The following is a 14,415-nucleotide window of genomic DNA, read 5'->3' as shown; positions in this document are numbered from 1 at the left end:
GATCCGTGTCAATAGGGTGTCCGGAGCGCCGTGCAAAACCGGCCATGGCACCAATGCACGCCGAGGGGGAAAAATGGTTGGCATCAAGCGCTTGGCCGAGCATCTCAATATTTCGATCGGGACGGTTTCCCGCGCGCTCAATGGCAAGCCCGACGTCAACGAACAGACCCGCCAGCGCGTATTGGAGGCCGCATCCGCACTGGGTTACGTCCCCAACCAGGCCGGCCGCGCCCTGCGCAAGGGCTCCACAGGCGTTGTCGGCTTCATGATGCAGACCGGCTCGGAGATAACAGGGGAAGGCGACGTCTTCTTCATGAGCGTCTTCGATGGCGTGCAGACCGTCTTCGCCCGCCACCAGCTCGACCTCGTCGCCCTGCTCTGCTCGTCGGAGGAAGACCCCGATGCCTATCTGCAGCGCGTCGTCGCCCGCGGCTTTGCCGATGCCCTCATCATCTCGGCCACCAAGCGCCACGATCACCGCATCGACTACCTGGCCGAACAGGGCATCCCCTTCATCGCCCTGGGCCGCAGCCTCACCGATGCCGGCCATCCCTGGCTCGATCTGGATTTCGAAGGCATGGCCGAAGCCGGCGCGACCCGTCTCATCGAAAAAGGCCATCGCCGCATCGGCGTCTTTGCCCCGATCGACGATACCAATCTGGGCTTCGTCTTCGTCGACAGCTACCGCAAGACGCTTGAGCGCCACGGCATCGCCTACGATCCCGATCTGGTCTTCCGCACTTATCCCAATGAGCGCGGCGGCCACCAGATTGCCCGCGCCATCGCTGCCATGCCGCAGGACAAGCGCCCCACCGGCTTTGTGCTGATCAACGAGAAGCTTTCCGTTGGCCTTTATGGCGGCCTGCACGAAGCGGGCCTGGCACCCGGGCGGGACATCGCCATTATCGGCCGCGACAGCACCCACGCCCACTACCTCATGCCCAAGCTCACCTGCTTCTCGCTGTCGCTGCGCGATCTCGGCATCGCCCTGGCCGAGGCCCTGCTCGCCACCATGCCCGCCTATGCTGCCCAGTATCCGCTGGGCGTCGTCCGCAAGGTCGTGCCCATGGAACTGGTGGAAGGCGACAGCGACAATGCCCTCCCCCTTTGACACGAGCCCCGACCCTGCTATGAGGCTGCCAAGGGCCTATAGCTCAATGGTTAGAGCCGACCGCTCATAACGGTCTGGTTCCAGGTTCGAGTCCTGGTGGGCCCACCATTTCCCTCGCCGACGCCACCGTTGATACCCGCCAAACTTATGCGGGCCTTATACCGGCGCGGCACAATCCCTATCGAGCGCTTATGCGGCCCTGGCCCATGCTGCCGGCTCCAAACTATGGAGTCCGTCATGTCTCGCTATCCCTGGTATCCAGAACTCTATCGCGCCCATATGAGCAGCGAACGGTCACACGCCATGTCCGGGCGCGCGGCCTGGATACTGGCTGGCCTGGCCGTTCTGGTTGCCGCCGCCTACGCCATTTTGTTCATCTCGCTTATTTTGGCCTGAGGAAACGCAGCCATGTCCCAGGCCCATTCTCTCAAGCCATATGACACCTTCGCCCGCCTGCGCTGGGCTAACCGCGCCGACGCAGAAGCCCTTTCCGCCCTTTCGGGTTCGGCGCGCGGCGGGGACTTTGCCGTCGAGAACCCCGACCAATGGCAACAGGTGCTGGACACCGCCAATCTCCGCGTATTGGTGGCGGTGGAATGCCAGATCCTCGTCGGTGCCTGCATCATGCGACACCATCCAAGCGCCGCTCTCGCCCGCCTCAGCTGGCTTGCCGTGACCCCGGCGGCACGCGGCCGCGGCATCGGCCGGCTGCTGCTGGAAACGACCATCGACAATGCCCGCGCCGAAGGCGCCGCAACGCTACAGACCGATACGCCCGACAGCGGCTCGGTGGCCGAACATCTGTTTGCGACCGCCGGCTTTGCCACCAACATGCACAAGACCGGGCTCAGCATCAGTCTCTGGAACGATCATCGCGCCCTCTCCTATTGCGACATCCCCCTGCCCGAGCATCCTCCGGTCAGCGCGGCCATGGCGCCGGCAGTGGCCTTGCTGACGGCGATGGGCGCCCTTGATCGCAGCTTGCTCATGACGCATCGCGCCGAGAAAGTGCTTGCCTTCGAAATCGGCGAGGGCGGCGACGAGCTGGCCAATATGGTGCTGGCCGCCGTGCGGCGCGGCTATTTCGTCCATCTCGATGCACCAATGGACATGCCCGAGCGGCTGGTCCCCGACTATGCCGAGCGCATTGTGACCGACGATGGCCCCCTCAATCCGGAGCGGCTGGTGGGCCGTCTCTCGCGCGGGCATCTGGCCGTGCTGTATCTGCAGTTTCCGCGGCTGAACGCCGATGCACCCTGCTGGTATCTGGTCAATGGCTTTGATGGCTATCTCTTCCGTATCGCCAATGTCTCGGCGCCGGCAAACCCAATCGAGGCCGTGACCGCCAGCGAAATGCGCGTGGCCATCCAGACCTCCAGCCGCGGCAAGGGATTTATCCTGGCCAAGGTGCTGTGATGACAAGGAAGTCGCACCCTTCTCCCGCCGAGCGCGCCCAGGATCGTGGCGCGCTCATGACCATGGCCATCGTCTGCGTGCCCGCCATCGTGGCCGCTATCGTCATCACGCTGCTGCAAGGCGGCTGACCATCATATAAAGATTTCTTTATATCCTTGTTGACAGCACGCGCAGAGGGCGGCATGTTTATGCTGCCCATGGTCTCCGCAAGGGGATAACAGGGAATCCGGTGCGGCCTCGCCAAGTCCGGAGCTGCCCCCGCAACTGTAGGCGGTGACGGATGTTCAGAATGCCACTGGCCCAGGGCTGGGAAGGCGAACATCCGGCAAGACCCGCGAGCCAGGAGACCTACCTTGGGATTGAATGCTCGCAACATGCCGGTCGGGCGGACCGGTCGAGGAATTGCCATGACGCCTAGCCAGACGACCACCACCGCAAGCCAGTTAGGGTTCCGAATGCGTCGCTCCTGACGCTCGCAACGCTACGTCCCTGATTTCGTAACCGCCCGACCATGGCCGCCACACGCGGCCGGTGGGCCATCACGCTTGCATCGGTATCATTATGACCAAATCAGCCAATCTCGGCTTCCCCCGCATCGGCGCCCACCGCGAACTCAAAAAGGCGCTCGAAGCCTATTGGAAAGGCGAGACAACGGCCGCCGCGCTCCTCGCCACCGGCACAGAACTCCGCGCCCGCCACTGGCAGCTCCAGCAGCAGGCCGGGATCGACATCATCCCCTCCAACGACTTCTCCTTCTACGATCACGTGCTTGATACCACCGCCATGCTCGGGGCAATTCCCCCGCGCTTTGCCGGGATCGAAGACCCATTGGCTCGCTATTTTGCCATGGCACGCGGCACGGCCGATGCCCCGGCCATGGAGATGACCAAGTGGTTCGACACCAATTACCACTACATCGTCCCCGAACTGCATGAGGGCCAGAATTTCCGCCTCTCGACCAGCAAGGTTCTGGACGAATATCGCGAGGCCAAGGCGCTCGGCATCGACACGCGGCCGGTTCTGGTGGGCCCCGTAACCTGGCTGAGCCTCGGCAAGGCCAAGCAGGACGGGTTCGATCCCTTGACCCTGCTCGATGCGGTCCTGCCGGTCTATGCCGAACTCCTCGCCGCCCTCAAGGCGGAAGGGGCCGGCTGGGTCCAGATCGATGAGCCGATCCTGGCGCTCGACCTCACCGAGGCCCAGCGTGCCGCCCTGCGGCAGGCCTATCACGCGCTCCACGCATCGGCACCCAGCATCATGCTGACCACCTATTTCGGCGCCCTGCTCGACAATACCGCGCTGGCCGTCGACTTGCCGGTCGCTGGCCTCCATGTCGACCTCGTCCGGGCACCCGAACAGCTCGTTCCGCTGCTGAAGGTCCTCCCGGCCGACAAAGTGCTCTCCATCGGCCTCATCGATGGCCGCAATATCTGGCGGGCCGATCTCGACCGCCAATTGGCCCTGGCCACCAGGGCCTGGGACAGCGTCGGCCCCGACCGCCTCGTCATCGCCCCCTCCTGCTCGCTGCTGCACAGCCCGGTCGATCTCGATGGCGAAACCGAGCTGGACGACGAATTGCGCTCCTGGCTGGCCTTCGCCCGCCAGAAGCTGTCCGAAATTGCAGCGCTGACATTGGGCATCCAGCGAGGCCGCGGCGCAGCCCGCGATGCCTTCGACGCAAGCGCCGCCGCCATCCGCTCGCATCGTCAATCGCCCCGCATCCATCAGCCCGAGGTCAAGGCCCGTACCCGAACCTCTATTGACCTGAACCGCGGCAACGCCTTCCCCACCAGGCGAACGGCCCAGCGCCAGCGTTTCAACCTGCCGGCCTTCCCCACCACCACGATCGGCTCCTTCCCGCAAACCGCCGCCATCCGCGAGCAGCGTGCCGCCTTCAAAAAAGCCCGCATTGCCGAGGCCGATTACGAGACCTTCCTCGAAGCCGAAACCGAAAAGGCCATCCGCATCCAGGAACGCATCGGCCTCGATGTGCTGGTCCATGGCGAGTTCGAGCGAAATGATATGGTCGAGTATTTCGGCGAGCAGCTCGATGGCTTCGCCTTCACCAGAAATGGCTGGGTCCAGTCCTATGGCTCGCGCTTCGTCAAACCGCCGGTGATCTATGGCGATGTGTCCCGCCCTGCCCCGATGACCGTGCGTTGGTCGGCCTATGCCGCCTCGCTCACCGACCGCCCCATGAAGGGCATGCTCACCGGCCCGGTGACCATCCTGCAATGGAGTTTTGTCCGCGTCGACCAGCCTCGCGCGGAGACCTGCCGCCAGATCGCACTCGCCATCCGCGACGAAGTGCTCGATCTGGAAGCGGCAGGCATCGGCATGATCCAGATCGACGAGCCGGCCCTGCGAGAGGGCCTGCCCCTGCGTCGGCGCGATTGGGAAGCCTATCTCCGCTGGGCGGTCGATTGCTTCCGCATCACCGCCTCCGGCGTCGCCGACCAGACCCAGATCCACACCCATATGTGCTATGCCGAGTTCAACGACATCATGCCCGCCATTGCCGAAATGGATGCCGATGTCATCTCCATCGAAACCTCCCGCTCGGACATGGAACTGCTCCGCGCCTTCCTCGACTTCCGCTACCCCAATGAAATCGGTCCGGGCGTCTGGGACATCCATTCCCCGCGCGTACCGGGACAGGACGAGATGGAACTGCTCCTGCGCAAGGCCGCCGAGGGCATTGCCGCCGATCAGCTTTGGGTCAATCCCGATTGCGGCCTCAAGACAAGGGGCTGGCCGGAGGTGGAAAGCGCCCTCACCAACCTGGTTGCCACGGCCAGATCGCTGCGCGGGGAGAAGAGTGGGCAGAACCTGCAATAGCTGCTAACTCTCTAGGCCTTTATGAATGGAGCTCATGAATGCCTCGCGAGGACATCAGCGATCTGGTCGCCTTTGTCGCGGTCGCCAATGAGCGCAGCTTCACCCGCGCCGCCGCACGCATGGGTGTGTCTCAGTCCGCGCTGAGCCACACCATTCGCAAGCTGGAGGCCCGCCTGGGTCTCCGGCTGTTGACGCGCACCACCCGCAGCGTTTCCCCCACCGAAGCGGGCGAACGCCTGCTGGTGACCGTGGCCCCGCGCTTCGAGGAAATCGAGGCGGGTCTCGCCGCGCTCCGCGATCTCAGCGAAAAACCCTCGGGCACCATCCGCATCACCGCAACCGAGCATGCCACCAATACCGTCCTCTGGCCCAAGCTCGCCCGCGTCCTGCCCCTCTATCCAGATATCAAGGTCGAGATCATCATCGACCAGGGCTTCACCGATATCGCCGCCCACCAATTCGATGCCGGCGTGCGGCTGGGCGAAGATGTCGAGAAAGACATGATCGCCGTGCGCATCGCGCCCGATCTCAAGCTCGTCGCCATCGCCGCTCCCGCCTATCTGGCCGGGCGGGATCGCCCGACAATTCCCCAGAACCTGACGGCCCATCGCTGCATCAATCTGCGGCTATCCACCCATGGCGGGCTCTATGCCTGGGAATTCGAGAAGAATGGCCAGTTCCTGCGCGTTCGCGTCGATGGCCAGCTGACCTTCAACAGCACCCCGCCCATCGTTCGCGCCGCGCTGGCCGGGTTCGGCATTGGCTTCGCCCCGCTCGACATGGTGCAGCCCCATCTCGACACCGGCGAACTGATCGAGCTGCTCCCCGACTGGAGCCAGACCTTCACCGGCTTTCACCTCTACTATCCCAGCCGCCACCAGAACTCGCCCGCCTTCCGCATCGTGATCGACGCCCTGCGCTATCGCGTCGGAGCCTAACCGGCACGACTGTCGTCGCAATGTCATCTGCCACCGCTAACGGGGCGCGATGACCATCATTACCCTGGATGCCGTCTCCAAGCAGTTCGGCAGCAATTTTGCCGTGCGCGACGTCAGCGTCACCCTGCCCAAGGGCTCGTTCACCGCCCTGCTCGGCCCCTCCGGCTGCGGCAAGACCACCCTGCTGCGCCTGATTGCCGGCTTCGAGCAGCCCACATCCGGCACGATCCAGTTCGATACCCGTCTCATGGCGGGCCCCACGCTCAGCGTGGCGCCGGAAAAGCGTGACCTCGGCATCGTCTTTCAATCCTATGCCCTTTGGCCGCATATGGATGTCGCCGCCAATGTGGCCTATCCGCTGCGGGCGCGCGGCATCGGGCGCGCCGAAATCGAGCAGCGCGTCGCCCGGGCACTGGACATGGTCTCCCTCGCCGGCTTCGAACAGCGCAGCGTCGATGCGCTGTCGGGCGGCCAGCGGCAACGCGTGGCGCTGGCCCGCTGCCTCGTCACCGGCACCGACATCATCCTGCTCGACGAACCCCTGGCCAATCTGGACGTGCATCTGCGCGCCGCCATGCTCGACATTTTCGCCGATATCCACCGGCGCACCGGCGCAACCATCGTCTTCGTCACCCACGACCAGTCCGAGGCCCTGGCCCTGGCCGACCGCATCGTCATGCTCGACCACGGCCAGGTGCAACAGACCGGCACGCCACAGCAGCTCTATGCCGAGCCCGCCAATGCCACCGTCGCCGGCTTCATCGGCCGCGGCAGTATCCTTGCGGCCCAAGCGGCTACCGACGGCACATTGCTGGCCGGGCGCCCGATCAATGCCCGCGGCACCGGCAAGGGCCCGGTACAGGTACTGGTCCGCCCCGAAGCCGTACGCCTGGGCGACACCGGCATTGCCGGCCAGGTGGCCCGCTGCCGCTATACCGGCGCCAGCTACGAAACCGTCCTCACCCTGGCATCGGGCGAAACGCTGATGCTCGATACCCCCAACCGGCTGGACATCGGCGCCGCCATACACCTGACCATCAACGACGCCTGGATCATCCCCGGCTGATCAGCGCCAGGGCAAGGTTCCAGCCGGCAACCGCCGCCCCAGCCGGTCCAGAACCAGCAGCAGCACCACGACGACACCCACGGTCACCACCGCAATCGCAGCCGCCTGCGTCGAGAGCCCCGCTTCTTCCAGACTGAAGAGAATAACCCCCAGCGTCTCATTGCGGCTGGACCACAGCAGCGCCGACACGGTCAATTCATTGAACGCGCTCATGAACACCAGCAGTGCCCCGGCTGCCGATGCCGGCGCCACCAGCGGCGCCGCGATAGTCACCAGCCGCCGCAATGGTCCCGCCCCCGAAGCGGCAGCCGCCTCAAGCAAATTGGGTGGAATCTGCGCCAGCGCCACATCGACCGGCTTCAAGGCCAGCGCCGCAAAGCGCATCAGATAGGCCACCAGAATAATCCACGGCGTCGCATAAAGGCTGCCCAGCAGCGGCAATGGCCGCAGGAACAGCAGAATACAGGCAATGGCCAGCACGATGCCCGGTAGCGCATAGGGCAATTCGAGCGCCCCATTCGTCACCTGTCGCAGGCCCGGCCGAAGCCGCGCCAGCCCCAGCGCCATCGGCACGGCGAGCACTGCCAGCAGCGCCGCGGCAAGCAGCGACAGATAGCCGGAATTGAAAAAGGCCCGCGCCGTGGACGCCTGCCGCACCAGCACTTCCACATAATTGTCGCCGGTCAGCGTCGAAAGGCTGAGCGGCACGCCATAGGCAGGCACCAGCGAGGTCGCGACAAGCGCGACCAGCGGCAAAAACAGCATGAAGCCGATGACAGCCAGCCCACCCATGGCCAGCGGCCAACGCCACCGCCCCAGGCCGAAGCGCACCGGCATGCCCCGCCCCATGGCAAAGCCCCCGCCCCGCAGCGCCGCCACCTGCACGCCCACCCCAACAAGCGCGATGACGCCGATCAGCAGCGACAGCACCGCCACCTGCGGCAGCACCGCCGGGCCATTGCTGGCCAGTTGCTGGTAGATCAGCGTCGCCAGCGTCAGGTAGTTCTGCGGCATGCCCAGCAGCGCCGGAATGCCGAAATTGCCCACGCCCGACACGAAGGCCAGCGCCACGGCCGCAATGAGATAGGGCCGCAGCAGCGGCAATATGATGCGCCAGACCACCGCCAGCGGCCCGGAACCGGCAGATCGCGCCGCCTCCACATAATCGCGCGGCACCAGCGCCAGCCCCGCGCGCAGGGTAATAAAGACGATCGGGGCATGCTGCACGCCGAACAGCGCGATGATCCCGCCCCGCCCCAGCAGCGGATTGGCCGTGCCCGGCGGCGGCGCCATGCCAAGCGCCCCCAACAGGGCGCTGGAGGGCCCAAGCAGATGCATCCAGGCCAGCGCCGTCACCTGCGGCGCAATCATCAGCGGCAGCAGCAGCAGAAAGCCCTGCATCCTGCGCCATGGCATATCGGTCAGGGCAATGAGGAACGCAAAGGGCGCGCCGATCGCCAGCGCCAGCAGCGCGCCGAAAAACGAAGTATCGAGCGTATTGAGGATGGCCCTCTGCGTCGCGCCGCGCGCCAGCCTTTGTATCAGCAGCGTGGCATCGAACACCCCGTCATGCACCAGCGCGGCGGTGACCAGGCGCCCGAGCGGCAGCACCGCCAGCACGCCCACTGCAAACAAGACAAGGACGGCGGGCAACAAGTGCCGCGCCGTCCTGATGAGGCGTCCGTCCGGAGACAGCAAGGGAGGAACCACCCCGTCCGGACGCTTCATTGTTGGAAGAAGGGAAACGCTCAAGCGAAATTACTGTCCGAAGATCTCGCTGAACTGTTCCTTGTTGGCCGTTTCATTGGCCAGGGCCGCCGCGGCGTCATAGCCGAGCACCTTGATATCGGCGCGAGCCGGATAACCGGCCGGCAGCGCGATATCGGCCCGAGCAGGCACATAGCCCATATCGGAGGCCAGCTGCTGGCCTTCCTGCGACAGCAGGAAATCGACGAACAGCTTGGCATTGTCGGTATTCTGGGCCGAGGCCAGGATCGCCACCGGCTCGGTGACGGCCGAAACGCCTTCACTGGGGAACACGAACTTGACCGGAGCGCCCTTGGCCGCTTCGCGAATGGGCAGATAATCCACGATCATGCCATAGAGCTTCTCGCCGCCCGAAACGGCCGTCAGCACGTCGCCATTGCCGCCCGAGGCCTGCGCCCCGTTGGCGGCCAGTGCCGAATAATAGTCCCAGCCTTCGGCCAGATTACCGGTCAGCGTCACGGCATGGATCAGCGCTGCGCCCGAAGTCAGCGGGCTGGGCATGGCCAGCTGGTCCTTGTATTCCGGCTTGACCAGATCGGCCCAGCCGGCGGGAATGGCAGTGGCGGCGCTATTGTAGACGATACCCGTGGTGATCAGCTTGGTGGCGAAATAGGCGCCATCCTCATCGATCAGGCTGGGATCGATGCCCTCGGCCTTGGCCTCGGGGAAATTCAGCAGCAGGCCTTCAGCCTTGAGCCCTTCCATGGTCACCGCATCGGCGATGAGCAGCACGTCGGCCTGGGGCGCACCCGCTTCCAGCTCGGCGCGGAACTTAGCCATGATCTTGGGCGTGCCATCGCGCACCCATTCCACGGCAATGCCCGGATACTTGGCCATGAAGGCATCGGCCGTGGCCTGCGCATCAGTATTGGGCTGGCTGGTATAGAGCACCAGCTTGCCTTCTTGCGCGACGACGGGCGAAATTGCGGTCGCCAGCAACAGGCCGGCGGCGATCAGGGTGCGCATCTGCATCTCCAAATTGGACGCTGCGGCGGGGAGGCGCCGGCAGCTCGCTGGGTGGACTAATGTGTGCGTTTGACGCTGCGATGACAGCGCCAGGCAAAGCGGAGGAAAGCTTCCTAGTGGCTGCTCGGCCCGATCAGGCGCGAGCGGATGGCGGTCGAGATATTGTCGAACAGGAACACCACGAACAGGATCAGCAGCACCATATAGGCGACCTTGTCCCAGTCCGAATTGGTGCCCATGGCCTCAAGCAGCTTGAGCCCGATACCCCCTGCCCCGACAGCGCCGATAATAGTGGCCGAGCGCGTATTGCTCTCCCAGAAATAGAGCGACTGCGACACGAAGACCGGCAGCACCTGCGGCACCACGCCATAGCGATTGACCGCCGCCGGGCTCGCCCCCACCGATTTCATGCCCTCGCGCTGCTTATCATCCACATTCTCCAGCGCCTCGGCATAGACCTTGCCCAGGGCACCGGTATCGGTGAAGAAAATGGCCGCGATGCCGGGGATCGGGCCGGGGCCGAAGCCGCGAGTAAAGAACAGCGCCCAGATCAGCATGTCGATCGACCGCAGGAAGTCGAATGTCCGCTTCATCAGCCAGTTTGCCGTGCCGTTGAGCGTGATGTTGCGCGCGGCAATGAAGGCCAGCGGAAACGCCACCAGCGTCGCAAACAGCGTACCGACAAAGGCCATGACCAGCGTCTGCATCAGCTTGGCCAGGATATCGCCATGCTGCCAGGCCCTATTGCCCAGCCATTCGTCCAGCACCATCTGGGCATTGGACTTGTCCGGATTGACCCGCTCCCCGCTGAAGATCAGCCCGATGGAGCTGAACAGGTCATTGCCCCAGAGCGGCGAGCGCGGGTCGTAGAGGAAATTGGCCCAGCCCAGGAACCGCCGCTGCACATAGACCTGGTTGCTGCGGATTTCGGCCTGCCCGGCAAAGCCGAAATTGACCAGCACCTTCTCGCGGTCCTGCACCATGGCACCGGGCAGGTCGGCCGGCGCTACCGCCGCCTCGGGCGTGATGGTGACCGGATAGGCCACGCCATCGATATAGACATCGACCCGATTGGTGGTGATCTCCAGCCGGTCGTCGCTGTCGAAGGTCGCCGTCATGCTGCCATCGTCATGCGGCGTCAGCCAGTCAATATCAGCATCGGCCGGATATTGCCCCCGGCTCGACCATTGCGGCACCACTTTGCCATCCTCGAACCGCAGCCGCGGCTGCGCCCGCCAGGAATACCAATCCTGCACATAGATCGCCGCGCGATCCCATTTGCCGTTTTGCAATGCCGGCCCGACATTGAAGAAGAACCAGCAGAAGACCAGATAGACCAGCGTTATGCCCAGGCCCACCGGCAGGCCCCAGCGCTGCAGGAAATTCTGCTGGAAGACCTCGGGATATTTCTTTTCGAGCCGGCTGCGTTCGGCATGGCTGATGGCACTCATCATGCGGCTCCCCGGCCCAGTTCGAAGGATTGATTGCCCACCAGCCGGCGGCGCAGCCAGCCGGAGAACTGGTCGATGCACACAATGGTGATCAGCAGCAGAATGATGATGGCATAGGTCTTGGCGGCATGGTCGCGCCCGATCGACAGGCGGAACACTTCACCGATACCGCCCCCGCCCACCGCCCCGATAATGGTCGAGGCCCGCACATTGATCTCGGTCCGCAGCAAGGCATAGCTGACGAAATTGGGCATGACCTGGGGCACGATGGCAAAGCGCACGCGCTCGAGCCAATTGGCGCCCACCGAGCGCAGCCCTTCTTCGGGCTTCATGTCGGCATTCTCGACCACTTCGAAGAACAGTTTGCCCAGCGCGCCGATCGTATGCAGCGACACCGCGGCAATCGCCGCGATCGGGCCGATGGACAGCACCGCCGTCAACAGCCCCGCGATAACGATTTCCGGAAACGCCCGGAACACTTCCATGATGCGCCGCACGATCCAGCGCACCGGCCCCGCGCCAACCAGGTTGGTGGCTGCGAAAAAGCACAGCAGAAACGCCAGCCCGCCCCCGATAATCGTCGAGACGATGGCGATATTGACCGTGATGATCAGCTGATAGATGAAATTGGGAATGTAGAGCCCACCGGCGATATAGTGCCGCTCGGAGGTATAGTCGAACTTCTGCGACCCGTCGTAATAGGGCGATTCCAGATCGAACATGGCCCGGAATATCTCGAGCGGATCATTGGGCACGAAGTTCTTGAGGAAGTCGAACATATAGGGGATGCGTTCGAAGAACTTTCCCGAATTGGCGGCATTGGCAAAGTTCATCGCCGCGCCCAGCGCCACCAGCACCAGCACGACGCCGATGACCGAATAGATGCGCCGGATGAAAACCTGGCTTCGGTAATGCCGCAGCAGCAGGGCCGATGACGGGCTCAAGCCATTAGGTTCGGAAAGGTCGGCCATGTCTGCGCCCCTATGTGGGAACGGCGGCGCCTCTAAGCGCCGCCGTCTGGTTCAATCCGGAAAATCAGCCGCCGATGACCGACTTACGGGCGTCGATGATGGTCTGGTACATCTGCTGGTCGGCATCAACGAAGTTGGTGTAACCGCCGGCGGTGAAGGCGTCGAAGCATTCGAAATTGGTTTCCGGCAGGGCCTTGAAGAAGGCGGTGACCTTTTCCTTCATGTCGGCCGGCAGGCTGTTGGAGACCATCAGCGGACCGTTCGGGATGATCGGCGACTGCCAGACTTCGACCAGGTCGTCCATGTCCAGCAGGCCCTTGTCGACCATGATGCGCAGGTTGCCCGAAGTGTAGCCCTCGGAGAATTCGCCCTGGCCCGAGCCAAAGGTGGTGCCCACGTCCCAGGTGCCGTCCAGCACGCCCAGAACCAGGTTTTCGTGACCGCCGCCAAAGCCGGTTTCGCTGTAGAATTCAGCGATCGGCGCGCCGAGATCGGCCGGCAGCGACACGTTGGGGACCAGGTAGCCCGAGGTCGAATCCGGGTCGGCGAAGCCGAGCTTCTTGCCCTTGGTCGAGGCCAGGTCGGTGATGCCCGAATCCTTGCGGGCAACCATGATCGAGTGGTAGCCGGTCGAGCCGTCTTCCTGCTGGGTGGTCAGCACCGGGTCAACGGCGTCCGGGTTCTGCAGGTAGATGGCGGCATAGGACGAAGCGCCCATGATGGCGATGTCGATGGTGCCGCCGAGCAGGCCCTGGATGATGCCGTTATAGTCCGGCGAGGGGAAGAACTGGACTTCGGAAACGCCGGTCGCGGCCTTCAGCGGCTCGGCAACGCATTCCGAACGGCGCAGCTGGTCCGATTCGTTCTCGCCGCCATCGAGGCCGATGCGCAGCACGGTGACGTCCTGGGCAAAAGCCGCGGTCGACATGGAAAGGGCAACCGAGGCCAGAAGCAGTTTGCGGATCATGATAGATCTCCTTGAGGTGACGTAGAGGATCGTCGGCATGCCGCTCCGCCCGCTGGCGGTTTACGGCAGCGGAACTTCGGTTACGGAGCGCGGCCCGCGCTCGCGGTCTTGGTGACGGGGGGAACGGCCAGCGGCGTGATCGAGGTCGAGGTCAGCGCCTCGGAAAACGCCTCTTTCAGGCCATCTGCGCCGTAAATCGTACGGGCGACATCGGTGGTCAGCTCGTCGGGCGTGCCATCGAACACCACCTTGCCCGCCGCCATGCCGATAATGCGTTCGCAATAGGCGCGCGCCGTATCGAGCGTGTGCAGATTGGTGATGACGGTGAGCTTGCCCTCGGCATTGATGTCGCGCAGGCTGTCCATCACGATCTGCGCATTGCGCGGGTCGAGGCTGGCGATCGGCTCGTCCGCCAGGATCACCTTGGGGCCCTGCATCAGCGCCCGGGCAATGGCCACGCGCTGCTGCTGGCCACCCGAAAGCGTCTGCGCCCATTGCGTTGCGGTCTGGGCGATATCGAGCCGCTCCAGCGCCTTGAGCGCGGCAAATTGCTCGTCGGCCGAAAACACCTGCAGCAGGTTGAGCATCGGGTTGCGGCCATTGAGCCGCCCCAGCATCACATTGGTGATGACATCGAGCCGCGGCACCAGGTTGAACTGCTGGAAAATCATGGCGCAATCGCGCTGCCATGCCCGCAAGGCCTGCCCGCGCAATTCGGACACCCGCTGGCCGTCATATTCGATATAGCCGGCCGAAACGTCGTTGAGCCGGTTGATCATGCGCAGCAGGGTCGATTTGCCGGCGCCCGACCGGCCGATAATGCCGACCATCTGCCCCTGCGGGATCTCGAGCGTCACATCGTCGACGGCAAGCTTGTTACCGAACCGTCGCGAAACGTGAGAAATCTTGAGCATCCAGCGCGCC

Annotated in this window: 13 protein-coding genes, 1 tRNA gene and 1 riboswitch; of the genes, 8 read left to right on the top strand and 6 right to left on the bottom strand. The window is 64.1% G+C overall.

The genetic code is table 11. The features are described 5' to 3' along the window. The first annotated feature begins 73 nt into the window (after positions 1–73). The 8 genes from QQL79_RS03620 (at position 74) to QQL79_RS03585 (ending at position 7,369) form a co-directional block, all read left to right on the top strand. A complete protein-coding gene (locus QQL79_RS03620; protein ID WP_284387996.1) occupies positions 74–1,111 on the top strand; it encodes a LacI family DNA-binding transcriptional regulator in 1,038 nt (345 codons plus the stop codon). A 32-nt stretch (positions 1,112–1,143) separates the two neighbouring features. Next, positions 1,144–1,219, top strand: a tRNA-Ile gene (locus QQL79_RS03615). Between the two features lie 129 nt (positions 1,220–1,348). After that, the gene (locus QQL79_RS03610; protein WP_284387994.1) at positions 1,349–1,507 is read left to right on the top strand and encodes a hypothetical protein; all 159 of its coding nucleotides are present in this window, start codon (positions 1,349–1,351) and stop codon (positions 1,505–1,507) included. Between the two features lie 12 nt (positions 1,508–1,519). Further along, complete coding sequence (locus QQL79_RS03605; RefSeq protein WP_284387992.1) at positions 1,520–2,527, top strand: GNAT family N-acetyltransferase; 1,008 nt, start codon at positions 1,520–1,522, stop codon at positions 2,525–2,527. Further along, positions 2,527–2,655 (top strand): hypothetical protein, encoded by a 129-nt coding sequence (locus QQL79_RS03600; RefSeq protein WP_284387990.1) that lies wholly within the window; start codon positions 2,527–2,529, stop codon positions 2,653–2,655. Before QQL79_RS03605 ends, QQL79_RS03600 begins: the two co-directional genes overlap by 1 nt. A 53-nt stretch (positions 2,656–2,708) precedes the next feature. Beyond that, positions 2,709–2,897: riboswitch (cobalamin riboswitch) on the top strand. A gap of 191 nt (positions 2,898–3,088) precedes the next feature. Beyond that, entirely contained in the window at positions 3,089–5,365 is a 2,277-nt protein-coding gene (gene metE, locus QQL79_RS03595; RefSeq protein ID WP_284387987.1) for a 5-methyltetrahydropteroyltriglutamate--homocysteine S-methyltransferase, read from the top strand. Between the two features lie 38 nt (positions 5,366–5,403). Then, positions 5,404–6,303, top strand: coding sequence for a LysR family transcriptional regulator (locus tag QQL79_RS03590; RefSeq protein WP_284387985.1), 900 nt, complete (start codon positions 5,404–5,406; stop codon positions 6,301–6,303). A gap of 49 nt (positions 6,304–6,352) precedes the next feature. Continuing rightward, a complete protein-coding gene (locus QQL79_RS03585; protein WP_284387983.1) occupies positions 6,353–7,369 on the top strand; it encodes an ABC transporter ATP-binding protein in 1,017 nt (338 codons plus the stop codon). Here QQL79_RS03585 and QQL79_RS03580 read toward each other — a convergent pair whose 3' ends face one another. From QQL79_RS03580 to phnC, 6 genes are all read right to left on the bottom strand, one after another. Beyond that, the gene (locus QQL79_RS03580) at positions 7,370–9,022 is read right to left on the bottom strand and encodes an ABC transporter permease (RefSeq protein ID WP_284387981.1); all 1,653 of its coding nucleotides are present in this window, start codon (positions 9,020–9,022) and stop codon (positions 7,370–7,372) included. Between the two features lie 105 nt (positions 9,023–9,127). Further along, positions 9,128–10,102, bottom strand: coding sequence for an ABC transporter substrate-binding protein (locus QQL79_RS03575; protein ID WP_284387979.1), 975 nt, complete (start codon positions 10,100–10,102; stop codon positions 9,128–9,130). Between the two features lie 113 nt (positions 10,103–10,215). Beyond that, entirely contained in the window at positions 10,216–11,553 is a 1,338-nt protein-coding gene (gene phnE, locus QQL79_RS03570; RefSeq protein ID WP_370461174.1) for a phosphonate ABC transporter, permease protein PhnE, read from the bottom strand. Then, positions 11,553–12,524 carry a phosphonate ABC transporter, permease protein PhnE gene (phnE, locus tag QQL79_RS03565; RefSeq protein WP_284387974.1) on the bottom strand — a complete coding sequence of 324 codons (972 nt, stop codon included), beginning with the start codon at positions 12,522–12,524 and terminating at the stop codon, positions 11,553–11,555. Before phnE (QQL79_RS03565) ends, phnE (QQL79_RS03570) begins: the two co-directional genes overlap by 1 nt. A 64-nt stretch (positions 12,525–12,588) precedes the next feature. Further along, complete coding sequence (gene phnD, locus QQL79_RS03560; protein ID WP_284387973.1) at positions 12,589–13,491, bottom strand: phosphonate ABC transporter substrate-binding protein; 903 nt, start codon at positions 13,489–13,491, stop codon at positions 12,589–12,591. A gap of 80 nt (positions 13,492–13,571) precedes the next feature. Next, the gene (gene phnC, locus QQL79_RS03555; RefSeq protein WP_284387971.1) at positions 13,572–14,405 is read right to left on the bottom strand and encodes a phosphonate ABC transporter ATP-binding protein; all 834 of its coding nucleotides are present in this window, start codon (positions 14,403–14,405) and stop codon (positions 13,572–13,574) included. Positions 14,406–14,415 lie beyond the last annotated feature (10 nt).

The organism is Devosia yakushimensis, assembly GCF_030159855.1.
Lineage (GTDB): Bacteria > Pseudomonadota > Alphaproteobacteria > Rhizobiales > Devosiaceae > Devosia > Devosia yakushimensis.
The sequence above is the reverse complement of the archived record's forward strand: the minus strand, read 5'-3'. Positions and strand labels throughout refer to the sequence as shown.